The following is a 26,687-nucleotide window of genomic DNA, read 5'->3' as shown; positions in this document are numbered from 1 at the left end:
GTGTAATCATTCTTGAATGGAGTCTGCCGGCGTCGACCGAGGCGGTTGAGGCGTCTCGGGTGTACACGCGGCGTGCTGACGATCATAGCAGAGCAGTCGATGTGGTGCGTCCGCCACGGGATCGCCCAGATCCGGGCCGTGGCGATCGTCCGGAGGGGGTGATAAACTCGGCCGATCTCGATGGGGCATCAGGCGCCCCGATCTGCATCTCGGCGCGAATGGGGGACGATCTCAGATGATTCCCGAAGATCGACTGAGTCGGCGTTCTGTCCTGCAGACGCTCACGGCGTCCCTGATCGCCGGAGGGCTCGACGCCCGCTTGCCGTCGATCTCCCTGGGTGCCGAGGACGGCGAGTCGCCCCCCCTTGTCTTCCCCGACGGCCAGGCTTCAGATGACCGGAGGCTCGGCCCGCTGAACGACCTGAACGGGTATTTCCCGTTCTTGCCCCCTGGTTCCGTCGAGGAGTGGGCCGTCCGAGCTGAACGGGTCCGCAGGCGCATCCTCGTCGCCGCCGGCCTCTGGCCGATGCCGACCACCCCGGAACTGGTCCCGGTCGTCCACGGACCGGTCGGGCGCGAAGGCTATACCGTGGAGAAGGTCTACTTCGAGAGCTTCCCCGGCCTGTTCGTGACGGGCAGTCTGTACCGGCCGACCGCGGTTGATGGCCTTCGCCCCGGTGTCCTCTGCCCGCACGGCCACTGGCAGGACGGTCGATTCCATGACCACGGTGAAGAGACGATCCGGAGCGAGTTGGAGGCCGGCGCGGAACGCTTCGAGGTCGGAGGCCGGCACCCGGTCCAGGCCCGTTGCGTCCAGCTATCCCGGATGGGGTGTGTCGTTTTCCTCTACGACATGATCGGCTATGCCGACAGCGTCCCGATCACCTATGAGCTCGCCCATCGATTCTCCGAGCAACGTCCCGAGCTGAGCAGCCCAGAACGCTGGGGGCTCTTCAGCGCCCAGGCCGAACTCCGCCTCCAGAACGTCCTGGGGCTGCAGTTGCTCAACTCGATCCGGGCCCTCGACTTCCTCTCCGGCCTTGCCGACGTCGACCCTGACCGGATTGCGGTCACCGGTTCCAGCGGCGGGGGGACGCAGACCTTCCTGCTCTCGGCCGTCGATTCCCGACCGGCTGCGGTCTTCCCCGCCGTGATGGTCTCGACCGCGATGCAGGGAGGCTGTACCTGCGAGAACGCGAGCTATTTGCGCATCGACACCGGGAACGTCGAGTTCGCCGCCCTGGTCGCACCCCGCCCGCTCGGCATGACCGGGGCCAACGACTGGACCCGGGAGATCGAGACGAAGGGGCTCCCCGAGTTGACGCGGCTTTATGAGTTGCTCGGGGCCCCAGGCAAGGTCTCCGGCCGCTACCTCGACTTCGGTCACAACTATAACGCCCCGAGTCGGGCCATGATGTACTCCTTCCTCGCCGAACATCTCGGGCTCGGCCCCGACGTGTCCCTCGAGGAACGCGACTATGAGCCGCTCACGATCGAGGAGGCGTCGGTCTGGGACGAGGGCCACCCGAAGCCCCCGACCGACCAGGATGCCGAGGTCCGACTCCTGGTCGGCCTCGACGCGGACGCCAGCTCAATCCTGAGACCCCTCCGTCCGGTCGACCGTGAGACACTCGACGAGTTCCGTCGCGTCGTCGGGGGCGCGATCGAGACGATGGTCGGCCGCTCTCTCCCCGAGGCGGGCGATGTGGTATACGACAAGCAGGTGGAGCTCGACAAGGGGGACTATCTCCAGACGACCGCCTTGCTCCGCTTCGAATCCGAGGGGGAAGCCGTGCCCGCGGTCTTCCTCTACCCGAAAGACTATCGGGGGCGGGTGGTGCTCTGGGTCGACGACGACGGGAAGTCCGTGCTGCATGGATCTGACGGGAACCCCGTCGGCACCGCCCGACGGCTGATGGAGCAGGGGATCTGCGTTGTCGGATGCGACCTCCTCGGGCAGGGCGAGTCGACTTCGTCCGGAGGGGAGTTGAGGGGAACCCGCAGCGTCGAGAACCCCCGCGAATTCCTCGGTTACACCCTCGGTTATAATCACCCGCTGTTTGCGCAGCGTGTGCACGACATCCTCTCGGTCCTCGCCTTCGTCCGCCACCACGACTTCAGCCCCGGGCGTGTCGATCTCCTGGCACCCGGACGAGCCGGTCGATGGGCAGCGACGGCCGTCGCCGTGGCCGGGGATGCGGTCGATTCCCTGGCCGTCGGCACGGGCGGCTTCCGATTCGCCGGGATTACCGAGATCCGGGATCTCGACCTCTTCCCGGGGGCCGTGAAATACGGCGACCTCCCCTCGATGCTCGCCCTGTGTGCCCCGACCCGCCTCTGGCTCTCGGGAGAAAGCCCTGAGGCCCCGGAACTGGTCCGCTCAGCGTATGAATCGGCCGGGATAACCGGACCGATCTGTTTCCAGGGAGACCCATCCGGGGAGCTGGAAGCGGCGGTCTCCTGGTTGCTCGAACCCGAATGAACGCTGCCGGGTCCAGTGGACGGCTCTCGTGGCGTGGGGCGCGATCCGAGGCAGCCCCGAGCGCAACGCGACCGATCGAACTCCCGGCAGAGACGACGTCAATCCCGGGGGACGAGCCGGATTTCGAATAGGTCGGACCAGTTCTTTCCCGTGACGAAGAGTCGCTTGCTCTTCGGTTCGTAGGCGATGCCGTTGAGCACCGCGTTGCTGCCGACCGCTTGCCGGGGCCGGACGTTCCTCAAGTCGATCCAACCCACAACGCGACCGGTGGCGGCAGAAATGCGGGCGATCGTGCTGGTGTTCCAGATGTTCGCGAAGATCTCGCCGTCGATGTATTCGAGTTCGTTGAGCTGTTCGACCGGCTGCCCTTCGGGGGTGATGACCCGGACCGAACGAACCACGCGGTAGGTCTGCGGGTCGAGGAACCGGAGGGTCGAGGATCCGTCGCTCATGATCAAGTGGGTCGCATCGTGCGTGAGGCCCCAACCCTCTCCGGCGTATCGGAATCGCCCCTTGGGCTCCAGCGTGTCCCTGTCGAAAACGAAACCGAGGCGCTCCTGCCATGAAAGCTGGATGATCCGGTCCTCCCAAACGGTGATCCCCTCGCCGAATACGTCGTCCGGGAGGGCGACCTCCTGGACCACGGCGCCCGTCTCCAGCCGGACCTTCCGCAAGCGGGATCGACCATATTGGCCGGTCCCCTCATAGAGATTATCGCCAAAGAACTCGAGGCCCTGTGTGAACGCTTTCGGGTCATGCGGGTAGGCCTTGATGATCTCGACGTCGAAGACTGCCGGACGACTTGACTGCGAGGAGTTCAAGGCCGCGAGGACGCCCCCGCAGAGGGCGGCCGTGACGGCCGCCGACGCCAGGACGAATCCGATTCGACGGCGTCGACCGTGGGAATGCCGACCTGTGGTCGAAGGGGTTCGGGCCTTCGTGGTCATCGGGGCAGGGGCCTCCGAGCGAGGGAGTGCATTTGTCATGCATTATCGTCCATCGGCGGGGGCTTCGGGCGAGCCGATCGATTCGATCAACCGGGCGATCCCGGCGCGGGCGATCTCGGCGTCCTGTTCGCCTGTCGCCCCTCCGACCCCGACTCCGCCGATGATCTGGCCCTCTACGATCACGGGAACGCCGCCGTAGAGCGTCGTCACCGTGCCCCCGGAGGCGGACGCGGTCAACTGGAGGCTGAGGTTCAGCAGGATGTCGGGCTGATCGGTCCCGGGCGGGACAGGGCCGGTCGGCTGCCGGAGGGTGGCGGCGGCGACGGCCTTGGTCATCGACGTGTAAGAACTTGCCGATCGGGCCCCGTCCATCCGGGCGAAGGCGATCGGGTGGCCTCCCTCGTCCACGACCGTGATGTTCACCTTCAGGCCCATCTCCTTCGCCTGTGCGTGGGCCCCGTCGAGAATCGCCTGGGCGCCGCCGAGGGTCAGCCTGATCCGGCCACGCTCGACGAGCGGGGAATCTTCGGAAGAGGGCGCGGGGGATTCGATCGGTTGCAAATCCTGGCCCATCCCGGGCGAGGCGACCGCCAGCAGCGTCAACCAAGGTGCGAGGAGGCTTGTCGGCATGGCGAATTGCTCCTGAGGTGGCCTCGGCCAGTTCGATTCCGGCCGATCAATCGGCGATCCGGTGAGGCGAGAGCATCCACTCGACGAGTCCTGGCTCGGAGTAAGCTCGGTCCCAACTATTGTGGCCGACTCCCCGGTATTCCGTGTACTTCACCGGGGCGCCGAGTTCTTTCAGCGACCGAACCGTGGCCCTCATCCCATCGAGAAGCGTCCCCCGATCCTGGTCCCCCACGAATCCCCAGACGGGGATCGTGCGGAATTGCCCGGCAAACTCGGCGTTGCCCGGCCCGCAGATGGGCACGATGGCCGAGAACCGATCGGAATGGGCGGCTCCGATCGACCAGGTCCCCATACCCCCCATCGACAGCCCGGTGAGGACGATCCGGCTGGTATCGACCGCGAAGTCTTCGAGGATCTCGTCGAGAATTGCCAGGGCCTGGTGGGCGTCGTCCGACTCGGCCGCCCAGGTCTCCCGGGCCTGTGGGAAGACGGCAATGTACGGGTGGGCAGAGGGCTCGGCGGCGATGATCGGCCCGAGTCCAACCTGACTCGGCAAGATGCCGTCCTCGCCCCGCTCACCGGAACCGTGTAGGAACAGGACGACCGGGAAATGAGTCTGGCCGTCATACCCCTCCGGTATGAAGACCGAGTAGCGGACGGCTGGATCGGACCCATCGAGCGTCCGCGAGTGAAATCCGGGCTCGTTCGGGTCGGCTCCAGTGGTCGGCCGGGGCAGTGGCTGGATCAGGAGATCCCGGAATCGTATTTCCATCGGCCGTCCCGAATGGAGCTGGACGGCGATCCGTCCGGCGTCGGCGATGTTCGCCTCGGCCTCGGTGTAGTCGACCGAGGGGACGCCGTTGAGCGTCAGGCGGATCTCATCGCCCATCGCCCGGATTTCGTACTGGTTCCAGCCATCCGGCCTGATGGAGTTCCGGGCCCGTTCGGTCGCGGGCAAGAGGACGCGATTGCGACGGGACTCGTCATAGAGACACCCCCAGTAACTCTCGCCGATGTCGGCCTGGAAGCCGATCATCTCGGTGCCCGGCAGCCGATCGCTCCGGAATTGGATGCCGCTATTTCCTTGTCCGTCGAAGAGGAGGAATGAGGCCTTGAGGACAAAATCGGAGAAGCGTTCCTCGGTGGCGAGGAACTCGTTATGGTCGAGCCCCGGGGACGTCCCAACCAGAGTCCCGTCCTCGACCGACCAGAGCGAAGAGTCTCCCTCCCATCCGCTCAGGTCGCGCCCGTTGAATAAGGGCCGGAATCCGGCGTCCTCGACGAGGGGGAGGAGGCCTTCGAGGAGGTCGGCCCAGCGGAGCAGGATGGTCGCCATGTACGTCGCACCGATCGTGGGCTCGGTCACGCCCGGAGCCGGGGCGTAGCCCCCGTCCTCGCGACGGCATCGTCCGACGAAGCGACGGAGCGCATCCAGATCGGGGGCGAACCCCAGCATGTAGGCCGCCCGCATGACCCGATAGGTGGCCGAGAGGTCGCTCTCCCCTTCGCCCGGAGACCAGCCGCCGTCATCACGCTGCCCGGCCCGGATCGCCTCGGTGACGGTCTCCTTGCGGTCGAAGTCGAGACCCATGCGGAGGAGGGCGGCGGCCGTGCCCCCCGTGTCGAATGTGAGGGCCGGACCTGACCCCCAGGTGCCACTCTCGTTGCGATTCTCGAGGATCGCGGCCGACCAGGCTCCGAACTTCGGGGATTCCCGGCCCACCGCCTCCGTACCGGCGACGGCGATCCGCACTTCGGGGAAGGTCTCGGCGTGATCGGACACGTAGGCGATCGCCGGGTCGATGAGCCCTGGGTCGGAGATCCGAAGCTCCCCCAACGCCATCAGTCCTGATGCCGTCGTCCCCACGTCGGGCTCCCCTCCGGGAATCTGGGAGAAGCCACCGGACTCGGGGTCGAAACACGATCGGACGAAGTCGATGCAGGAAAGCACATCGGGGACCGAGGAGCCCGTGTATCGGAGGATCCGAATTGAAGCGGTAGTCGTACCCAGGTTCGGAGACTCTCCCGCCTCGGTCGAGAATCCCCCGCTCGGATCCTGCCTGATCGCTGCGAACCCCGCAGTCTCCTGACGCTCCGAGACGCTGAGCGATTGAGCCGGGAGCGTGGTTTGGGCCGCCAGCACGAACGCCATCGTGCAAAGGGCGCCGTAGAGTCGCCTCATCGTGGCATCCTCGGGATCATCGACTCGGAGGGGGGCGGTCGTGACGACGGGCGCCCTGGGACCGGAATCCGCAATTGGCGATCAAGCAGGGCGGACGAGACCACAGTCTGACAGCCCCGTCCGGGATCGGCAAGCGGTCCGCGACCTGAGTCCTCACGCCCTCGAGACTGACAGGATACGCGGTGGCTCCCGGCATGGCGTGCGAAACGATTGAGGTGGATTCGCCGGACGATTGCCGAAAATCGGGGGAATGACCGTGTCCGCCGTGCCGACCATCCCGGTCGCTTGCGTCGTCACGATGCACCTGGGCACCATGTCACGCCGTCGGGAGACGCTGGTCGCCGCCGCGACCTACCTCGAGAGCCCAAACGTCCCACCGCCGATCATCCGTTGATCATTTCACGTCTCTCGAACGGCCTTGTCGAAGCGAACTGGGAAGTAGAACAACCGGATTCCCAGGGCCGCAAACGGCGATTGCCGCGAGGGAGGCCCACCGGCCGCCCTCGCGGCAATCGCCGCGTCTCGTCACTACACTACCGAACCAGAGAGTTCAGCCCTCGAACTGGCGAGCGATCCGATTCACTGGGGAGCCGTCCACGAACTCGGTCGGCATGAGATCAGGGAGGATATATTGGAGCGAGTATGCGTCCTCGCCCGTGTCCTCGTAGTGCTCGCGGAGGACCTCGACGGCGCGGAAGTCGAGGGCCCGGAAGTAGAGTTGGGCCTGGAGGTTCGACTCCCGGACCTGCAAGGCGATCCGGGTCCGACGGTGGCTCGACAGTTTGCCGACGAGCTTTCCGACCATCTGGCGGCCGACCCCGGTGCGTCGGGCCTCGGGAGCGACGGCCAGGTTCAGCACCTGGAGCCTCGTTTTGTGGAGTTCGTAGATCATGAACCCGACGACCCGCTCTCCGCACTCGGCGACCATGCCGATGCAGTTGCGCTGGCGGAGCACGCGGAGGAACTCCTCCTCGCACCAGGGGAAATCATAGCTGGCGTGCTCGATGGCCAGGACCTCGGGCATGTCGCGGCGGATCATCCATCGGATGTGCACGCGGACCTGGGCCTTGGCAGTGGCGGTGGGGACCGTGCTCATCGAGCCTCCCTCCGTGGACTATTAAAGACGGCGGTGCCCCGGCATCCTGCGGGGCCCGGCGTGGGGACGATTGATTCAATCTGCGGGACGGGCCGCGATGGGTCGGTCGGAGGTGACACCTGGACTGGCCTACTGGCCCCGCGTCGAAATGCGGGAACCTGAGTCCTTCGCCAAGGCGGGGCGGATTCTATCGGACCCCCCCGGCCATGCCAACCCCGCTTCCTTCGGCCCTCCCCAAGCCCGACTGGCCGCTCGATTGGGCCCGCGACCCCCACTCTTATCGGCCGGACACATCCCATTCGTGAGGGGCATGGCCCCTAGAATCGGCCGAACGAATAGGCTTTGTTAGACGGGCTGAAGTCGTGGTCGGTCAACCCGACATTCAGTCGGAGATCGGTGTAAGTGTATTCCTCGACCAGAGGGGGGGCCTCTCCAGACCCTCGTGGCCAGTCATACGCCTCGAAGCGGGTCGGCAGTCCGAGTTCCGAGTCGATATAGAGCCTGACCTCGTGGAAGACGAAGTGAGGTGAGCGTTGGGGGTGGTTGCAGATAATCATGGTGCTGGGCCGTTTGTTGACGAGAACCCCTTCTCGGATCGTCACCACGGTGTCCAGCGGGTTCATCTCGCGGTGCCAGCCTTCCAGCAGCGTGTCGATCATGAAGCCAATCCCCGCCTCCGTGATCGGGTGCCGGTTTCCGTCCATCGCCCGACGACTGTCGGGGTCAAGGTGGAGGGACCCCGCGACGAGGCGGCCGATGCCGACGTCATGGACGATCGCCTTGCCGCCGTTCCGCCCGTGGACGTAGATCGCCTCGCGGCCGGCGTTCGGCCGCCGAAATTTGAAGTAGACGCTCTGGGGCCCGGTCCGAGCCTTCATCGTCATGACCTCGTAGCTCGACAGGCGGCCGTCGATCCGCTCCCGCTTGATGAACGTGCAGGTGTAGTCGCGAACCGACTGGAATCGCGACCTGCACGCGGCGAGTCGGGCCTTGGCGGTCGAGATCGGGTCCGCCTCGGCCCCGTCCGGCGATGCCGTTGCCCCGGCGACCGGCGGTTGTTCGCTCGCGGGGGGGACCCGGTCGAACGGGTCGGTCGAGGCCAGCCGCATCGGAGCGGGCTCGATCCCCGGAATCTTCGGGTGAGGATCGTCATCCGTCGGGACGACCTCGTCTGACTTCGAGATGGGTTCCCGTTCGTCAGGGGGATCGGAGGCAGGCGACTCGGCCGGCTCGGCCCCGGCGAACGGATCAGCCGGGTCGTCCCCAGTGATGGGAACGGTGACTGGGGCGGGGGCCTCGGGAGTCAGGCCGGAGTAACCCGGGGGGGGAGAGGCGGTTGAGTAGAATTGAACCGACTTGTCCGCATTGGCGGCCCATGCGGCGGGCCCGAAGTCATTCATCAGCAAGGTGATCGTGGCGATCGCCGAGACGGATCGAATCGATCGATCGACCCTCGAGCTGGTCTTCCGGTCAGCCGCCATCGGAGCCCTCCCATCCGGCCTCGGAACGGGTGCGACGCACGTCGGTACGGGTTCGGACGACCTGGGGAGAATTCAATCGCGAGGATGGGCAAGCGAGCGCCGTCCCATCAAGGCGAGCGAGGTGCATCTTCAATGGTCGCGGACTGTTCCGACCATACCAAGCAAACCCCGGGCCGGGAAGGCCCAGAGTCTCATCCCGATCCACTTTCTGGTGATCGCGCTCAGGTCATGCCGATTGCGTGCTGGATGCGCACGAACGGAAGCACTGACTTCAGCACATTTTTCAAGGGGATTACTCGCTCGTTACAATGGCCCTCGCGGTTACGAAGGCCGGTCATTCGGGGAATTTGGGCCGAGAGGTAAGAGCGATACAATGGGGACCGACACGCCAGCGGTGTTGATTGAGCCGTTTCTCTCCCCGCCGTTCGAGCAGTGGGCGTATATCGTCCGACGTCCGGGCACCGAAGAAGTGCTCGTCGTAGATCCGGGATTCCTGACCGGTCCCCTGCTGGAACACTTGAGGTCCTGCGGGCTCCGGCCCGCGGCGATCCTGAACACGCACGGCCATAGCGACCACATCGCCGGCAACCGGGCGATCAAGGAGGCGTTCCCGGAATCCCCGATCGTCATCGGCCGCAACGAGGCGTCGTTGCTCGTCGACCCCGAGGCGAATCTCAGCGCACGGTTCGGCCAATCGATCACAAGCCCCCCGGCCGACCTCCTCGTCGATCATGGTGATCGGCTCAACCTCGCCGGTATCTCGTTCGAGGTCAGGGAGATCCCCGGTCATAGCCCTGGGTCGGTCGTCTTCGCGGCAACCGCCGAGGGACTACCATTCGTGATCGGCGGCGACGTGCTCTTCGCCGGAGGTATCGGTCGATTTGATTTTCCCGGTGGTGACGGCCGGCTACTCATCACCGGCGTCCGTTCGAAACTCTTCGATCTCCCGGACGAAACTCGCGTCTATCCCGGTCATGGCCCCGAGACGACGATCGGGTTCGAACGGCGGAATAACCCGTTCGTGAGAGACGGGACCACGCCCTTTCTCCTCGACTGATCGATGCATTTTATCGCAAAGATATGGATGTCAACGCCCGAGGCGAGGTGAGACCCTGGAGGGGGTCCGCTCGCCTCGATCCCCGTAACGTCGACAAGTTTCGCCTCCAATATGAAGAAGCTCAGTCCCCTGGACCCGATAGGCTGGGTGGTGAACCCGGCCCAGCCTGAGGGCATACCCCTTCGCCGGGTAGATGATGAATCGCTCGACCAGGACGCGCTCCAGCGTACCTCGCGCGGTCACCCTCGCCGTCGATTCGATCGGCCTGGAACGGACTCTGAAGAGGGTGTCTGCACCCGCTCGGTGTCAGCAGGATTCGTAAGTCCGGTTTCAGACCATCGTTTCACCGATGTCCTGGCTCAAACTCGCCCGGAAGTCGGGATAGTTCCAGAATGTCCGACCCAGTCAGATGGGGTTGCGGTTGGCCGCACCCAGGCTGAAGGGCCAAATCCCAGTATCTGGGCGATCCCGTGGACGTATGTCCTGAAGTTGGCCTCCAGAACGTTCGAGGGCCAGGGGGCAGGGGGAGCCCGATTAACCGGCCCCGGTCATCCTCAAGGGCACGATTCCGACAACGTTCCCCTCGTACGTGCCGATGACCAAGCACCCGAGCCCTCGTCCGGGGATGACCTCGACCAGTATCGGCCAATGCAGGAATCGTTACTGAAAGCGATCCCGATGCTTCATGACGCTCCCCTCGGGCCTCGTCATCGGCATGACCCGATCGATCATTGGTGGGTCCGATGGTACTTTCATCATCGGCCTCGTTCTTATCCAGAGGAATCGCAGGGAATACGGACCCTGGGGGAATCGGTGCAGGGGGAGATTCGAGCGTGAAAGTCTGGGCGATCAGCGATCTCCACCTCTCGTTCGCACGGCCGGATCGCCGGGAACGCCACGCTGCTCGGTGGCAGGACCATGCCCTGACGATGGAGCGTCACTGGCAAGACGCCGTGGGTCGCGACGATCTTGTCCTCATACCTGGCGACATCTCGATGGCCCGCAACCATCGTGAGTTGCAGCCCGACCTCGACTGGCTTGGCAGGCTGCCGGGTCTAAAGGTGCTCTCCCCGGGGAATCATGACTCCTGGTTCGGCAAGGTCGATTCGATCCGACCGATGCTCCGACGCTCGCAACGGGCCGTCGACGGCGACGCGATTCAGGAATACGGGATCGTGATTTGCGGGGCCCGGGGGGCTCCGGTCAACGTCGACCCCGATCATTCGGAGGCTGACTGTCAGGCTACTGATCGCGCGATTGCCTCGGCCGAGGCGATGCTCGAAGCTGCCTCCAGACTCCGGGAGCCCAATATGCCCCTGGTCGTGCTCTGGCACCATCCCCCCTTCGACCAGCACGGGAGGCCGGGCCCGTGGGTCGACCGTTTCGAGGCGAGCGGCGTGACGGCCTGCGTCTACGGTCACCTCCACGCTCAGCTGCAGTGGTCTCTGGCCGTTCAGGGGAGCATCGGCGGGATCCGCTATCATTGTGTCGCCGCCGACGCCATTGGGTTTCGTCCTCTCCGGATCGACGGTCTCGATACCCATTAACTTGGGTCCAGGCCCTTTCCCTTGCACGGAGCCTCACTTTGAACGAGGAACCAGACTCCTGATCGTCTCCCTCGCGACGGTACCGGACCAATCGTCGATCAAAGTAAGATCATTATCCGCTTGAAGAGTACTCTTAATACGAGGGTCGAGCCATAATGATTGCAATCATTTATTCCGTTGCTCATGGGTGACGTCAATTCGGGGCGAAGCCCCAATTGGGAATCCGACTTCCCATCCGATGTGAAGGAGGAGGGAAACGGGTGGGAGAGTGCCAGATCATCGTCACCAACTCGCACGTCCCATCAACCGTCCCGATCGGATAACAAATGGTAGTCAAGTACTTTATGTCATTTCGTGTCGGCGATTCCGCGAGTGGCACTGCAATTGCAAACGATTTATTCGCTCGGTTATCCACTATCGAGGTCACGACCAGTAGCACAGCGACGGAGAGTTGCCATGCTCGTGCTCAGCAGGAAGCTCGGGGAGAAGATCGTCATCGGCGAGAACATCGTGGTGACGGTGGTCAAGATCGACCGCAACCAGATTCGCCTCGGCATCGAAGCCCCTCACGACGTGCCGGTTTACCGTGAGGAAATCGCCCCGACCCAACCCACGACTCGGGTTCGCGAGACCGTACTCCGCTGAGTCGAGTCTCGAACTGTTGGAAATGACCCTCTACCATTCGTCCCGTGCGACTCGACCATTCTCGGGCCAGATCGTACGGAGGGAATCGGCGGCGCCTCGGACGATCAACTCGACCTCGGCGACCGAATGACCAGCCCCCAACATGAAGCCCCGACCGGTCGACAGTTCAACGAAAACGGGGCCGTCATAGCCGGCCTCGGCGTGATGTCGTAGAGGTTTTGTGCAGCGAGTGGTGCCGGAGACTCGGGAGAGGGCTCGGCGGTCGTCTCGGATCGAGGATCAGGGGGGGATCCCCCTCGAGAGTGTCACGCAGGTGAACGGTGACGATCGATACCGGCCCCAATGAGAGGGCAGTTGAGGCGGTTTCTCCCGACACGAAGTGATAGATTGCATCAACGATCAGTCCGACCTTCCGGCCTCGATCGCGGAGCGCGCAGACTAGCGGAGTGAGCGTCTGCACTCGATCGGTGAATGTCCACCCTTGCCCGGTCCTGGATGACGCTACGCCGATTGCCTCGAGGCGAGGAGCCCGTGATCCCCCAGGACGGGTACGACGGCGTCCAGTCGCTCGATGTGCCAGCCGATGGCTTCCTCGTCGGGACGGACTCGCCCGATCACTTCGGTGTCGAGGAACTCGAGCATGACCCAGGACCCCATCCGGTCGTGCCCCTCTTCGGCCGAGGCTTCGGCGTAGGCCGGCAGGCGCTTGAGGTCCTGACGGAATCGGTCGGCGTCGCCTCTCCAGGCGACTGATAGTGGCCACGAGCCTCCGTCGAATGCCCGTTCGGCCTTCAAGGCGGCGATCGAGGCGAGCCCGACGTCGCCGTCGACGAGATCCCGGACCAGCAGTTCGACACCTGGAATCCGTGTCGGGTGGCCACATCGAACGTCGTGACAGCATCGAGCCTTAGTCCGAGCATCCAGGGGCTGAGAAAGGGACGCATGATCGAATCGGCTCCTGGCGACTCGGGTACGACCAGAGCGGGCGGGGGGATGCTCGCGGTCGGGGCCGGCGTGTTCCAGGTCGATCCCTGGGGTGGGGGAGCCGGATTGGGCCGTCGCCGCTCGCGGCTCCCTTGGCGCGGGCGTCCCCACCCATGAAAATCAGTCCGGCTCGCGACTCGCGAGCAAGTAAGCGAGTTGATCCGGGTCGTGGCCGTCGTGGCCGGATTCCCGTCCCGGTCGGAGGTCGGCGTGGGCGGGGGCGGGAATGCTGACATCCTGGATTGAGGCCTCGGCGAGCGGGCGACAGGGAGGGCCGATCCGGGCCGGAATGTGGGGCAACGTCGTACTCGGGTCTCATCCGGCTGACCATGAAGAGACCCAGTGTTGGCTGGAGCTCGTCGTCGACGACGAGCCATTCGGCCTGCTCCCGGCCTACTGGCTGGAAGACAGGGGGGTGAACAGCCTCTGGCACGCCCCGGTTCCCCCGCAACGGATCGGTGCCCGGCTGCGTTATCGGCCCATGGCCCGACGGTCCGGATCCGATCCGGCCGCGGGTCCCTGGCGAGAGATCCTCGTCCGCCCCAATTTGCCCGACCTCACCGAGACGTCCGAGCCGGCCACGATCGGGCTGGTCGGCAACCGGTACATGACCGCCCGGGTCGACGATCGCGGAGCGACCTTCGATCTGTTCTTCCCGACCGTCGGCCTGCACTCCGACGTCCGACCCGCAGAGGGGGATCTGCCCAATAGCCGATCCCATTTCCGGACTATTGTCGGAGGTCTGGCTATCGGCTCACGGCTCGACTGGTTCGCAGAACGGATGGGCTGGGACGCCTCACAGCACTACCGTCCCGAGACGAACCTGCTGGTGACCGAGCTTCGATGGAGACGAGGCCCGATACGGCTCCAGGCGGTCGACTTCGCCGCCGTCGGCCCGAACCTTCCTCGGACGGGCGGAGGGGTCGAGTCCCATGGCCAGTATCTCAAGCGGTTCCGCATCTTCAACGAGGGTTCTGAGCCCTTCCGTGCGGTGTTCGGCCTCTATGTTCATGCCGAGGTAAACGGCGGTATCGGAGAGCCCAGCTTGAGCTGGCAAGACACAGGTCATTGCCTGCTGGCGGCCAATCGCGGTCACGGCCACGCGAATCGCAAGCTCGCTCGGGACGCCACCGTCGAGTTCGCCATCGCCCTGGATGACCGGGGGCCCGTCGATTGCGAGCCGACCGGGCCGAGTGAGGCGATCATCCTCCGGCCGCTGGACCTCCCCGCCGGTGGGGAGGCCCGCGTCGATGTCCTGGTCAGCGGGGCCTTCACGGGGTGGCGAGGCGACCAGGGGACCTTCGAGCACTGGCTTCGCCCTGCGCTCGACTGGTTCCGTTCGGTCGACCTGGAGAGCGTCGAGGAGTCCTCGGTGAGCCGGTGGGTGGGATTCGTCCGGGCGCTGCCGAGCGTCGAGTCTCCCCGTCCGGGACACGCCGAGGTGCTCCGACGTTCGGCCCTGGCCGCTGTCCTTCATTGCGATCAGGAGCACGGGGCGATCGCAGCGGGCTTCGACCGCGGGCTGAATGCCTACTGCTGGCCGCGGGACGCGATCTGGGCCGGAGCGGCGATGGATCGGCTCGGGCACCCCGAGATCGGAGGTGCAATCTTCGACTGGCTATCACGGGTCCGGGGCCGGACCCGGACAAACCGCGCCTGGTTCATGAAATATACGATCGACGGCGTCCCCGAGTGGGAGACGCCGGCGATCGACCAGACGGCCCTCGTCCCCCTGGCCCTTGAACGTCATGTCCGACGCACCGGGGACCTGGACTTCGCCCGGGACCGCTGGTCGCTGGTGGAGCGGGTGGCCGAGGTCTGCCTCGATTGCGATGGGCATCCCGGCCTGAGATGGTCGGAGGACCTCGCGCTGATCAGCTCCGCCGGCCTCTGGGAGACCCGCTTCGGCGCCTTCCTTTCGAGCAACGCTTGCGTGGTCGCCGGCCTCCGGGCGGCGGGCCGCCTGGCCCGATTGATCGATCCGCCCGGGGCTGACGCCAAGGTGCAGACCTGGGAGGAGCGGGCCGATCGAATCTGGGAAGTCGGCATCCTCGGCGAGGGGGTGGATCGTGGCGAACCCGGCCTGGTTGACCCTCGAAGCGGCCGATTCCTTGAAGGGAGACGGCTCTCGCCTCGGATCGGCCTCTGGGCCGATCAGCCGCCGAATCTCGTCGACCGCTCGGCGGCGCTCGATGTGGGGGCGCTGGGACTGGTCGTCCCCCTGGGCCTTCTCCCCGCCTCCGACCCGAGACTGCGACGGTCCGCCGGGGCTATGCTCGTGCACAACGTGAACCGGGCCGATCCCGGGGGACTGACGCGATGGGCGCCCGACCCATCACGGGTCGAGGATGCGACGCTCGCCCCGAGCGAGTCCCACCGAGACGCGCCGTCGAGCCTGGCCACCCTCTGGATGGCCCGATACCTGATCCGGCTCGGCCGGGAGACGGGAGAGGCCAGGCACTGGGCCCAGGCGGTCGAATTCCTGGACCGCATGATCGCCCGGCTCGGCCCGCTGGGGTTGAACCTGCGATCCGGCCCGCGGTCGGTCGCCGCGCAGAGCAGCTTCACCCGATGCTTCCAGGGGGTCTGGGGGCTGCACACGATGCTGATCGACACGATCCTCGACTTGGCGGAACTCGAGTACGACGCCCTCGACCGACGAGTTTCGCTCCGACCGGTCTTGCCTCCGAGCTGGCCCCGGATCGGACTTTCCCGAGACTTTCCCTGCGGACGACTCGGTTTCCGCTTCGAGCGTCCCGTCGGGAGTCGAGCCCATCGACTGACCCTCTCGGGACACCTGGAGCAGGCCGTCCGGCTCGACGTCGAGGTGACCTGCCCTGGGCTCGGCAATCTCGGCCCCTGGTCGTCCCGCCCCTCGATCCCTCCCCCGCAGCCGGAACTGCCGACCGGTCGGGTCCGCTGGTCGCTCGATCTTCCCCCCGGTTCCCTCGACGCCGAGTGGACATGGGGGGAGGACAGTGGCGAGTGGATCTCCGCCGTCTGAACCGAGGCGTGCAAGTCGCCCGAAATCCTCCCCCACGTGCCGGGTCGAACGCCCGACCCGGCACGTGGGGGGCGATCGCCCTCACTCGGGGACGGGAGGCGTCCAGTCGGGCTCCATCCCGGCCTCCCGACGGAGGTAGGCCATGACGGCCCCGGCCCGATCGATCGTCGCTTCCTCGTCGGCATCGGTGCGGAAGAACTGGAGGCTGGTGAGGGCATCGGAGAAGAACCGGCCGATGCTCTCGTCGTTCGCGTAGTCGAGGGCTGTCCCCTGCAACCCGGTCGATCGACGGGCCTGGGTGAAGACATAATACGCCTGCTTCCCCTGGTCCGGGGCGACGACGGCGGCGTCCTCTCCCCGATCCGAGAGCTGGAAGAAGCTGTCCTGGAGATCCGCTCCGGCGTCGATCGGTGCGAAGGAGCTAGGCAATTCGCTCCTCCTTCGCGGGCCCGTGGATCGGGCCGTCAAGCCCTCCTGCACGGCGATCTCGTCGAGCGCCGTCGAGGGGGACACCTCCGTGTTGATCGTCTCCCGGACCTTCCCGGCCAGCGACTCGGCGGCCTCTCGGGCGAGCTCCCGGGCCCGATCGCGACGCCAGGTCGAGGCGATTACCTCTTCGGGCGTGTCACCGAAACTCCGGGTACGCTCAGGGAGGTCGATGGTCTTCCAGGCCAGGTAGCGTCGGCCCTCGGGGTCGGTGAACTCTCGGGGCTCGAACAGTGGGGCATCCTCGTCGAAGAGGACGTCCGCGAAGGTCTCGTTATCCGTCGGGTTGATCGGGTCGGGTCGCTCGACGCCCTCGATCGCACCCGTGATCCGCTCGATGCTCCGGAGCAGGGCGTAGGGGGCGTCCGCCCAGTCGAGCCGGGCAATGGCGAGGTAGTCCCTCCAGACGGGAGGCATCCCTTCTGGTCCGACGAGTTCCTCGAAAGTCCCCGGCTCGGCCAGGGTCGGGGTGAGCCCGATGCGGACGAAGCTGATTCCCTCGTCCCTCCGAGCCGACTCGAGCCCGCCGAGGACCTCGATCAACCGGCGACCGGCCTCGCCGGATCCGAACTCCGCGTCCAGGTCGGGCAATTCCTCGCGGACGACCTCGGCTTCCAGGCCGGTCTGGACCTCGTCGAGGTCCTCGATCGAGTAGCTGAAGTCATTCATGGCCTGTCGGACCGGGTCGAAGAGATCCTCGATCCGTTGTCGGGTCCGCTCCTGGACCAGTTCGTCCAACTGCTGCTGGACATATCGCCGCTCGAAATCGGCCGGGTAGGAAAGCTCAATGCCCTCCTCGCCTTCCGGATCGGTGAACGGGTTGACCGGGATCGCCTCGGCGACCGTCGCCCCCTCCCTGCGCAGAAGCTCTTCGGCATAAGCCTCGCGGACCACGTCCCCGAATCCGGCGATGCCGGTGATTTCCGACGAATCCGTCTCGGAACGGACCAGTTCCCGAATGCGATCGATCGCATTGAGGCCGAGGGCGAGATATTCGACCTTCGCCCTCCTCGGGGCCCGGAAGCCGATCGTGCCCGTCGAGGGGTCGGGCACGCGATCGCTATGCTCCTCGAAGAAGGCCCGGAGATCGGCCTCCTCGGGCTCGGGGACATCGTCCAGGTAATTCGAGACGGGGAAGGCGACGTAGCGTCCCTCGACCTCGACCTGGCGGTCGCTGTAAATCTGGAATGTGTCCAGCGGCGTGACGGTGGGCTGCGAGAGCAGCTCTAATGCCTGAAGGATGCGGACCTGGCCGGCGACGTCGGCCAGAAATGCCGCCTCGGTCAGCTCCCGGCCGAAGGCCTGATTGAAGACTACCTGCAGCTGCTCGGCCAGGTCGACTGGCTCGAAGGCCGGCAGAGTCGGCTGGAGGTTCCGGAACAGCTCGTGACGCATCCGGGCCTGCTCGAAGATCCAGGCCCGGGCCAACTCGGCCGACCGGGGCAGTCCCAGCTCATCGGCCTTTCGTTCGAGGATCAGGGCGTCGACCATCGCCGCCTCGTCGGTCGGGCCGAAGGTCTGCTGGTCGAAGTACGGGGCCAGGGGCTGGCGGCCGATTCGCAGGAAGAGCTGCGAGAGCACGTAGTTGGACCGCCCCCGCTGCAGCCGGAGGCCCTCCAGGTCCCCCTGATGGACGTCCTCGCCGTCCAGCTCGACCACGACCCGATCCACGCCCGCCGGGGTGGCGTAATTGTTGAAAAGGCGAGGTAGCGAGTCGGCGACCACGAACGCGAACATGGCCATGATGGCCAGCATCGCCAACAATTTCCGCTGGTGGCGACGGAAAACCTGGAACGGCATGACGTTTCCCTCGGTGACGCTCGATCGTCCGGGCCGTCGATCCGGCGTCCTTCGCCGCGATCACCATCGGCGCCTCAGGGGTCGGGGGGCCGAGGATCCGGCCTCGTGCCGTCCTGAACACTTGTCCATTACCCCTTGACAGCCGCGGATACGCTAGCTAAGTGAATAGGGCGCAGCGGGTCAATCGTTCGAGCCCGAAAGGACGTAGTGTACCAGGGACGACCACCGAGACGGAACCTCGCACCGGCATCATGACTGCCGAACGGGCGTCCCGTCGAGGAGTGCTTCCCCGCCTCCTTGCTCCCTCCTGACGAGGTGCCCCACACCCCTCCCGGCCGTGGGAGGACGTCCGGCCGCCGGAAGACGGGCCGGCCGTACCCGAGTCGACTCGGGCGGGTCGGGCAGAGGGTAACTGGCCGCGCCGCGTTGACCGCCGAAGCTGCACCCGGAACGGAATCGAAGTCGTCCTCGCGTCCGACGCGAGAGGCCCTGGGATTGATTGCCGCGCATGAATGTCGTCATCGTCGAATCGCCGGCCAAGTGCCGTACGATCAATAAGTACCTCGGCAACGAGTACCAGGTCCTCGCCTCGTTCGGCCACATCCGAGACCTTCCTCCCAAGGACGGATCGGTCCGGCCCGACGAGGATTTCTCGATGGACTACGAGATCCAGCCCGGGTCGACGAAAGCCGTCAAGGCGATCGTCGACGCGGTCAAGGAGGCCGACGAGCTGATCCTCGCCACCGACCCCGACAGGGAGGGGGAGGCCATCTCCTGGCACGTCCTGGAGGCCCTCCGCCAAAAGCGGGCGCTGCGCAAGGATCTTCCCGTCCGTCGCGTGGTGTTCAATTCGATCACCAAGGACGCCATCCTCGAAGCGATGGCGCATCCACGCGACATCGATATGGCCCTGGTCAACGCCCAGCAGGCCCGCCGGGCCCTCGACTACCTCGTCGGCTTCTCCCTCTCCCCGGTCCTCTGGCGTAAGCTCCCCGGCAGCAAGTCGGCCGGCCGGGTGCAGTCGGTCGCCCTTCGGCTGATCTGCGACCGGGAAGACGACATCGAGCGGTTCGTTAGCCAGGAATACTGGGACGTCCGAGGCGCATTCCTCAAGCAGAACGAAGCGAAATCCCGCTTCCTCGCCCGGCTTACGCACTTCGAGGGGAAGAAGCTCGACAAGTTCGACATCCCCAAGCAGGCCGAGGCCGATCGGGTCGTCGCCGGGCTGAAGGACAAGCCCTACCGGGTCCGGTCGGTCGAGCGTAAGCAGGTCCGCCGCAACCCGAACCCGCCGTTCACCACCTCCACGGTCCAGCAGGAAGCGTCCCGCAAGCTTGGCTTCGGCGCCAAGCGCACGATGCAGGTCGCCCAGCGGCTCTACGAGTCGGGCCGCATCACTTACATGCGAACCGACGGCGTCGACATCGCTCCCGAGGCCCTCCGGGCGATCCGGGAGCAGATCGACGGCCAATTCGGCAAGGAGTACCTGCCCGACTCCCCTCGGGTCTACAAGAGCAAGGCGGCCAACGCCCAGGAGGCCCACGAGGCCATCCGCCCCACCGACCTCACCCGGCTCCCACAGGCCGTGGCCAAGGAGGTGGACGCCGACGAGTCCCGGCTCTACGACCTGATCTGGAAGCGAACGATGGCCAGCCAGATGGCCACCGCCGTCTTCGACCAGGTCGTCGCAGAGATCGACGCCGAGGACCGCTCTGCCACACTCCGGGCCGTCGGCACCACGATGAAGTTCGACGGCTTCCTGAAGCTCTATATCGAGGGCAAGGATGACTCCTCCGACGAAGACGACGAGTCCGGGGCCCTCCCGCCACTCGGTGACGGCGAGGCGGTCGACCTCGCCGATCTGATCCCGGCCCAGCACTTCACCGAGCCCCCCCCCCGCTACACCGAGGCCAGCCTCGTCAAGCGGATGGAGGAACTCGGCATCGGCCGACCCTCGACGTACGCCAGCATCATCTCGATCTTGCAGGACAGGGACTACGTCAAGCTCGACAGCAAGCGGTTCATCCCCGAACCCCGGGGGAGGGTCGTCACGGCGTTCCTCACCCATTTCTTCCGGCGCTACGTCGAGTACGACTTCACGGCGAACCTCGAGAACGAGCTCGACCTCGTCTCCGACGGCCAGGTCGATTGGAAGCAGGTGCTCCGCTCCTTTTGGGAGAATTTCGCCGTCAACGTGGAAAAGGCCAAGGGCCTGGAGATCACCAACGTCATCTCCGAGCTGAACGAGGCCCTTGCGTCCCTGCTGTTCCCCGGCGAAGGCAGCCTGGAGGAGCGTCGCAAGTGCCCCTCCTGCGGCGCCGGTCAACTCTCGCTGAAGATCGGGAAGTACGGGGCGTTCGTCGGCTGCTCGAATTACCCCGAGTGCCGCTTCACCCGGGAGCTGACGAAGGACAAGGATAAGGGAGACGGTACCGGAGACGGCGACGGATCGAACGCGCCCGTCGAGCCCAAGGTGCTCGGCGAGGACGCCGAGGGTCAGGCGATTTCGGTCCGCAAAGGCCCCTACGGATTCTATGTCCAACTCGGTGAGGGTAAGAAGCCCAAGCGCGTCTCCATCCCCAAGGGGACTGATCCCGAATCGGTCGACCTCGAACGGGGCCGGGGGCTGCTCGCCTTGCCCCGGACCTTGGGCAAGCACCCCGAGACGAACAAGGTGGTCAAGGCCGGCAGCGGCCTCTACGGCCCGTATGTGCTGCACTCGGGCAAATACACGACGCTCAAGCCCGAGGACGACGTGCTCGCGATCGACCTCGATCGCGCCGTGAAGCTCATCGCCGAGGCCCCCAAGAAGCGAGGGGCCGAGCCGATCAAGGAGCTGGGCAACCACCCCGAGGACGACCAGCCTGTGTCCGTCTTCGAGGGGCGATACGGCCCCTACGTCAAACACGGGAAGGTCAATGCCACGATCCCTAAGGACCGGACCCCCGATCAGATCACCCTGGATGAAGCGATCCCGCTGCTCAAGGAGGCCGCCGATCGCAAGGGCACCGGTGGCGGGCGTCGCAAGGCGGCGGGCAAGGGGAAGTCCAAGTCCTGAGAGATCGATCCTCAGCGGCCGGGCCACTCCCGACCCGGCCGGGTTTCCCAGACCTTGTCCCGAGGGGGGGCACCCCCGCGGCCGAGACCCGGAAGGCCCTGCCGCAGGCCGGGCACCGGGGCTCGGCCGGGCCAGGGTGTCGGGGAGCGGCCTGATCTCTCACGCGTTACGTGCGTCGGAGGAGCCGATTCTCTGAGAACCAACTCGCCGGGAAGTGTCAGGACATCAGAATCCGCTCCCCCCGGTTCGGCATGAGAAGGGAAAAGGCACGTCGCTCAACCCTCGTCGACAGGCGGAAGCGAAGCCCCCGGCTCGATCGACATGGCGATGGCCGTGGCCGTGGCATAGGTCCGGCAATGCGAGATCGAGACCATGATGTCTCCGATCCCACGTTGAATGGCGGCGTCTCGGGCACCGCCCCGGACCAGGACTTTCGGCCCGCTCATCTGATCCCGGCGGATCTCCATGTCCGTCCAGCAGATGCCCCGGGCCCATCCCGTCCCGATTGCCTTCAGAATGGCTTCCTTGGCCGCCCATCGTCCGGCGAAGTGTTCCAGGGCATGCTTCCGCCCCTGGCAGTAGCGGATCTCCCGCTCGGTGTAGACCCGCCTCAGGAACAGCTCGCCGTGTTGCTCGATCATTTTGCCGATGCGGGGCACCTCGATGATGTCGGTGCCGATCCCCAAAATATTCATGCGCGAACGACTCAAGGACGAGGGCCCGGCGCCGACGACCGAGCCGCCTGCCCGGTCTCTCCCGGCAGGACCGGACAACCCAGTTGTAGTGTATCCGAGATCACCCCGCAGGCCAATTCGACCTCCCGCGACCGGTCGACGACCGGGAGATCCTCCCACTATCCCCCTCGCCTCGTGCGACGGTCCTAGGTTCCCCGGATCGGCGTCGCCGGGCGGACCCCCGATTGCTATACTGCGGGCAATGCGATACGGACGTACCGCTCGGCCCGACTCGACGAAGCCAGGGACGGATCGACCATGGACCTGCTCTCGGACCTCACGGCCGCTCAGCGCGAGGCCGTCACCCATGTCGACGGCCCCTTGCTCGTGCTCGCCGGCGCCGGCTCGGGGAAGACGCGGGTCATCACCCGACGGGTCGCGTACCTCCTGGGCCGGGGCATCCCGGGTCGAAGGATCCTCGCCCTCACCTTCACCAACAAGGCCGCCGGGGAGATGCGCGAGCGGATCACCTCGCTGGTCCCCGACCACGGCGTCTGGGTCGGAACGTTTCACGCCATCTGCGCCAGGCTGCTCCGCGAGTTCGGTCCCCGGATCGGCCTGGACCGCGGCTTCACGATCTACGACCAACCCGATCGCCTCCGTGTCATCAAGTCCGTGATGGAGCAACTCGACCTGGCCGACTCGGGAGTCGCCCCCGAGAAGGTCGAGGCCGCCATCAGCCGGGCGAAGAACGACATGCTCGACCCCGAGTCATTCCTCGCCAGACGAGGTGACGGCGCCGACCACGTCTCCGCCGTCGTCGGACGGGTGTTCAAAACATATCAGCTCCGCCTGCTCGAATCCTCGGCGGTCGACTTCGACGACCTGCTCGTCCACGTCGTCAGCCTGCTCCGGGGGGACCGGGAGCTTCGAGCGAAGCTCGACGACCGCTACCGATACGTGCTGGTCGACGAATACCAGGATACGAATGTCGCCCAGTACGCCATCGTCCGCGCCCTGTCGGTCGACTCGCCGAACCTTTGCGTCACCGGGGACCCGGATCAGTCGATCTACGGCTGGCGGGGTGCGAATCTGAACAATATCCTCGAATTCGAGCACGACTACCCGGAATGCAAGGTCGTCCGCCTGGAGCTGAACTACCGGAGCACCAAGAACATTCTCCGGGTGGCCGACCACCTCATCCGCCACAACCGACGCCGCAAGCCGAAAGAGTTGACCACCGGGAACCCCGAGGGAGATCCGGTCGAGTTGACCACCTTCGCCTCCGAGACCGACGAGGCCCAGTCCGTCGCCTCCACCATCGCCGACCTCGTCCGAGAAGGCGAGTATTCCTACGGCGAGGTCTCTGTCTTCGTCCGGGTGACCGCCCTGACCCGGGGCCTCGAATCGGCCCTCCGTTCCCTGTCGATCCCGTATCAAGTGGTCGGCGGCGTCTCCTTCTACGAGCGGATCGAGGTCAAGGATACGCTGGCATACCTCAGCCTCCTGAACAATCCGAAGGACAACGTGGCGTTCCTCCGGGCCATCAATGCACCTCCCCGGGGGATCGGCAAGGTCAGCCTCGACCGCCTGCTGGCCTTCGCCCGAGGACGCGGCATCCCGATGCTCGCTGCATCCCGGGATGCCGCGTCGGTCGCCGGCCTCTCCCCCAAGGCCCGCTCCGGCCTCAGGGACTTCGCCCTGTTGATGGACGAACTCGGGGCCCTCAGCGATCACTCGGCCGAGGAAGTCACGCGGAGGCTCATGAGCCTCAGTGGCTATCGCGACTACTGGGCCAATCAGCCCAAGGGGGACGGCGAGGACCGGGTCGCCAACCTCGACGAGCTCGTTTCCGCCGCCCGGCAATTCGACCTGGAGCACCCCGAGGCGACCGTGCTCGATTTCCTCGCCGACGTGACGCTCAGCTCCGCAGTCGACCGCTGGAAGGACGAGGGGGGCGCGGTCACCTTGATGACCCTCCATGCGGCGAAAGGGTTGGAATTCCCGGTCGTGTTCATCGTCGGGCTGGAGCAGGGGCTCCTTCCGCACTCCCGGGCCTCGGAGAGTGACGCCGAACTGGAGGAGGAACGACGCCTCCTGTTCGTCGGCATCACTCGGGCCCAGAAGGAATTGCGCCTGAGCCATTGCCGGATCCGTGAATTTCGGGGCCAACGGTCGGTCGCCATCCCCTCACTCTTCCTCGGTGAGCTTCCCGAGGGGCCGATCGTCTACAGGGACCGCTCCGGAATGGATGGGGAAACTACCCTGGCCTCCCGGCGTATCGGCCCCCGGCCCGACTCATCCCGGGCGTCCCGGCCCGCCGAACCGCCCGCTCCCTCTGGGTCGGGCTTCCGGCTGACGACCGCAGCCTCCCTGGGTGGAGGGGGGCGATCCGCTTCGACCGTCGACGGCCCGGGCGACGACCTCGCCGCGTTCCGGCCGGGGGTGCTCGTGCTCCACCCCCAGTATGGGCTCGGCAAGATCACCGCGATCGACGGTGCTGGCCCGAACCGCAAGGGACGCGTGGCCTTCGCCGTCGGGGGGGAACGTACCTTCGTGCTCTCGAAGGCCCCCCTGAGGCCGGTGAAGGGAGCCTGAGGACCGATCGGCTACAATATGCAGCGATCACGGCCCTGGTGTCCCCGGGCGAACCGAGGAACGGATTCCGGGGTCGGGCCGATCGAGGGGTGTTCCCCTGCCTCCGGGTCGACCCGCCGAGGCGGGGACGCCCGATCCGCCCCCGGAGTCGAACCGCCATGATCCGCCTCGGCGTCAACATCGACCACGTCGCCACCCTCCGCCAGGCCCGGGGAGGCCGGGAGCCCGACCCCGCCTGGGCCGCCGCCCTCGCCGAGTTGGCCGGGGCGGACGGCATCACGGTTCATCTCCGGGAGGACCGCCGCCATATCCAGGACCGGGATCTCCGGGTCCTCCGGGAGACCGTCCGCACCCGCCTGAATTTGGAGGCGGCGGCCACCTCGGAACTCGTTTCGATTGCGCTGAATACCCGACCCGATCAGGTCACGTTCGTACCCGAACGCCGGATGGAATTGACCACAGAAGGGGGGCTCGACCTGATCGGCCACCGGGACCGGGTGGCCGAAGCCGTCTCCCGTTGCCTGGGGGCCGGCATCGAGGTCAGCCTGTTCCTCGATCCCGACCCGGTCCAGATCGAGCTGGCCTCGGCGGTCGGAGCCTTGGCCGTCGAGCTGCACACCGGCCGCTATGCCGACGCGCCCGAGGGTCCCGATCGCCGTCGAGAACTCCAGTCCCTTATCGACGCGGGCCGCCTCGTCCGCCAGGCCGGGCTCTCCCTGCACGCCGGGCATGGCCTGAACCTTCAGAACGTCCCGGACGTGGCCCGGATCCCGGGGATGCTCGAACTGAATATCGGCCACAGCATCATCTCCCGGGCCGTATTCCTCGGAATCGAGCGTGCCGTAACCGAGATGAAGCGTGCGATCCTCGACTCGGTCTCCGGCCGGCCGGCTGAAGTCGGTTCGGGCCTACCCGGTCACGCTCCGGATCAGTAAGATTGGGGCGTTTCCGGGACGGACTTCATTCCCGAGGTTCTCGTCCAACCCTCCCCGCTTCCCTCCGAAGACGTCCGAGGCCATGGCCATGCCAACCCAGGGTGAACTGTTCAACGGTTGCACGGTCGCGCTGGTGACGCCGTTCAAGGGGGATGACGAGGTCGACCTGGATGCCCTCGGCGGACTGGTCGACTGGCACGTCGAGCAGGGGACCCACGCCATCAGCCCGGTCGGTACCACGGGCGAATCCCCGACGCTCTCACACGAGGAGCACGAGCGGGTCATCGAGACCGTCGTCCAGCGTGCCGCCGGTCGGGCCCGAGTCATGGCCGGGACCGGTTCCAACGCCACGAGCGAGGCGGTCCGCCTCACAAAGTTTGCCCAACGTGCCGGTGCTGACGGCGCCCTGCTCGTCGCCCCTTATTATAACCGGCCCAGTCAGGAGGGTCTGTACGCCCACTATGCCCGGATCTCCGAGGCGAGCGACCTGCCGCTGGTCCTCTACAACGTGCCGGGCCGGACGGCCCGGAACATCGAGCCGGCCACGGTCGAGCGGCTCTCCCGGGTCGCCCGAATCGTGGCCATCAAGGAGGCGAGCGGCTCGCTCGACCAGGTCAGCGAGATCCGCATGAGGACAGATCTGACGATCCTCTCCGGTGATGACAGCCTGACGCTGCCGATGCTGGCCGTCGGCGCCGGCGGTGTCGTCTCGGTGGCCGCGAACCTCGTCCCCCGGCAGGTGATGGCGATGATCGCTGCCTTCGAGCAGGGAGATCTGGAGGGAGCCCGTCGCCGCCACCTGGAGTTGTTCCCCCTCTGTCGCGACCTGCTCTCAATCGCCGCCAATCCCATCCCCGTCAAGGCCGCCATGGGGCTACTCGGCCGCATCGACGGCCGCATGAGACTGCCACTCTGCCCCCCCGACGAGGCTGGGCTCATGACGCTCCGCTCCTCCCTGCGTCGACACGGCCTGCTGGGCGACTGACTCGGCCCGGATTCGCGGCCGAGCGTGCCCCTCCCCGACGGTGGCCACGATGCATCGTTTTGTCACAGCGGCACTTGTCCGGATCGCATGAGCCGT

General features: G+C 66.1%; 18 protein-coding genes. 11 read left to right on the top strand and 7 right to left on the bottom strand.

From position 1 onward, the window contains the following. The first annotated feature begins 235 nt into the window (after window positions 1-235). Window positions 236-2,482 (top strand): acetylxylan esterase, encoded by a 2,247-nt coding sequence (locus ElP_RS25635; protein ID WP_145274944.1) that lies wholly within the window; start codon window positions 236-238, stop codon window positions 2,480-2,482. 98 nt (window positions 2,483-2,580) lie between these two features. Here ElP_RS25635 and ElP_RS25630 read toward each other — a convergent pair whose 3' ends face one another. Genes ElP_RS25630 through ElP_RS25620 form a run of 3 tightly spaced genes read right to left on the bottom strand, consistent with a single transcriptional unit; the run spans window position 2,581 to window position 6,241 of the window. Further along, window positions 2,581-3,429: a glutaminyl-peptide cyclotransferase gene (locus ElP_RS25630; protein WP_145274942.1), complete on the bottom strand. Its 849-nt coding sequence runs from the start codon at window positions 3,427-3,429 to the stop codon at window positions 2,581-2,583. A gap of 42 nt (window positions 3,430-3,471) precedes the next feature. Further along, window positions 3,472-4,059: a GlcG/HbpS family heme-binding protein gene (locus ElP_RS25625; RefSeq protein ID WP_145274939.1), complete on the bottom strand. Its 588-nt coding sequence runs from the start codon at window positions 4,057-4,059 to the stop codon at window positions 3,472-3,474. Window positions 4,060-4,105: 46 nt separating this feature from the next. Continuing rightward, a complete protein-coding gene (locus ElP_RS25620) occupies window positions 4,106-6,241 on the bottom strand; it encodes a family 16 glycoside hydrolase (protein WP_145274936.1) in 2,136 nt (711 codons plus the stop codon). Between the two features lie 250 nt (window positions 6,242-6,491). Between ElP_RS25620 and ElP_RS38630 the strand changes: the two genes are divergently transcribed. Continuing rightward, a complete protein-coding gene (locus ElP_RS38630; RefSeq protein ID WP_197446364.1) occupies window positions 6,492-6,635 on the top strand; it encodes a hypothetical protein in 144 nt (47 codons plus the stop codon). Window positions 6,636-6,791: 156 nt separating this feature from the next. Here the strand turns inward: ElP_RS38630 and rimI are convergent, their stop codons facing one another. Beyond that, window positions 6,792-7,337 (bottom strand): ribosomal protein S18-alanine N-acetyltransferase, encoded by a 546-nt coding sequence (gene rimI / locus ElP_RS25615; RefSeq protein ID WP_145274933.1) that lies wholly within the window; start codon window positions 7,335-7,337, stop codon window positions 6,792-6,794. Window positions 7,338-7,654: 317 nt separating this feature from the next. Then, window positions 7,655-8,446 carry a DUF1571 domain-containing protein gene (locus ElP_RS25610; protein ID WP_145274930.1) on the bottom strand — a complete coding sequence of 264 codons (792 nt, stop codon included), beginning with the start codon at window positions 8,444-8,446 and terminating at the stop codon, window positions 7,655-7,657. Window positions 8,447-9,191: 745 nt separating this feature from the next. On the opposite strand from ElP_RS25610, the gene ElP_RS25605 reads away from it, so the two are divergent. The 5 genes from ElP_RS25605 (at window position 9,192) to ElP_RS25580 (ending at window position 16,055) form a co-directional block, all read left to right on the top strand. Then, window positions 9,192-9,875 (top strand): MBL fold metallo-hydrolase, encoded by a 684-nt coding sequence (locus ElP_RS25605; protein WP_145274927.1) that lies wholly within the window; start codon window positions 9,192-9,194, stop codon window positions 9,873-9,875. Window positions 9,876-10,708: 833 nt separating this feature from the next. Continuing rightward, the gene (locus tag ElP_RS25595) at window positions 10,709-11,422 is read left to right on the top strand and encodes a metallophosphoesterase (protein ID WP_145274924.1); all 714 of its coding nucleotides are present in this window, start codon (window positions 10,709-10,711) and stop codon (window positions 11,420-11,422) included. 456 nt (window positions 11,423-11,878) lie between these two features. After that, complete coding sequence (gene csrA, locus ElP_RS25590) at window positions 11,879-12,067, top strand: carbon storage regulator CsrA (protein ID WP_145274921.1); 189 nt, start codon at window positions 11,879-11,881, stop codon at window positions 12,065-12,067. A 531-nt stretch (window positions 12,068-12,598) separates the two neighbouring features. Next, window positions 12,599-12,820, top strand: coding sequence for a hypothetical protein (locus tag ElP_RS25585; RefSeq protein WP_145274918.1), 222 nt, complete (start codon window positions 12,599-12,601; stop codon window positions 12,818-12,820). Between the two features lie 520 nt (window positions 12,821-13,340). Then, window positions 13,341-16,055, top strand: a complete 2,715-nt coding sequence (locus tag ElP_RS25580) for a glycoside hydrolase family 15 protein (protein ID WP_231749261.1) — start codon at window positions 13,341-13,343, stop codon at window positions 16,053-16,055. Between the two features lie 81 nt (window positions 16,056-16,136). Here the strand turns inward: ElP_RS25580 and ElP_RS25575 are convergent, their stop codons facing one another. Continuing rightward, complete coding sequence (locus ElP_RS25575) at window positions 16,137-18,341, bottom strand: hypothetical protein (protein WP_145274912.1); 2,205 nt, start codon at window positions 18,339-18,341, stop codon at window positions 16,137-16,139. Window positions 18,342-18,849: 508 nt separating this feature from the next. Between ElP_RS25575 and topA the strand changes: the two genes are divergently transcribed. After that, window positions 18,850-21,399, top strand: coding sequence for a type I DNA topoisomerase (topA, locus tag ElP_RS25570; RefSeq protein ID WP_145274909.1), 2,550 nt, complete (start codon window positions 18,850-18,852; stop codon window positions 21,397-21,399). Window positions 21,400-21,674: 275 nt separating this feature from the next. Here the strand turns inward: topA and acpS are convergent, their stop codons facing one another. Next, window positions 21,675-22,094, bottom strand: coding sequence for a holo-ACP synthase (gene acpS / locus ElP_RS25565; RefSeq protein WP_145274906.1), 420 nt, complete (start codon window positions 22,092-22,094; stop codon window positions 21,675-21,677). Window positions 22,095-22,391: 297 nt separating this feature from the next. Here acpS and ElP_RS25560 point away from each other — a divergent pair, with 297 nt between their 5' ends. The 3 genes from ElP_RS25560 (at window position 22,392) to dapA (ending at window position 26,591) form a co-directional block, all read left to right on the top strand. Next, window positions 22,392-24,671 (top strand): ATP-dependent helicase, encoded by a 2,280-nt coding sequence (locus ElP_RS25560; RefSeq protein WP_145274903.1) that lies wholly within the window; start codon window positions 22,392-22,394, stop codon window positions 24,669-24,671. 158 nt (window positions 24,672-24,829) lie between these two features. After that, complete coding sequence (locus ElP_RS25555) at window positions 24,830-25,606, top strand: pyridoxine 5'-phosphate synthase (protein ID WP_145274900.1); 777 nt, start codon at window positions 24,830-24,832, stop codon at window positions 25,604-25,606. 88 nt (window positions 25,607-25,694) lie between these two features. Further along, window positions 25,695-26,591 carry a 4-hydroxy-tetrahydrodipicolinate synthase gene (gene dapA / locus ElP_RS25550; RefSeq protein WP_390836095.1) on the top strand — a complete coding sequence of 299 codons (897 nt, stop codon included), beginning with the start codon at window positions 25,695-25,697 and terminating at the stop codon, window positions 26,589-26,591. Window positions 26,592-26,687: the final 96 nt, after the last annotated feature.

The organism is Tautonia plasticadhaerens (genome assembly GCF_007752535.1).
Taxonomy (GTDB): domain Bacteria; phylum Planctomycetota; class Planctomycetia; order Isosphaerales; family Isosphaeraceae; genus Tautonia; species Tautonia plasticadhaerens.
This window is presented reverse-complemented; position numbering and strand designations above follow the sequence as displayed.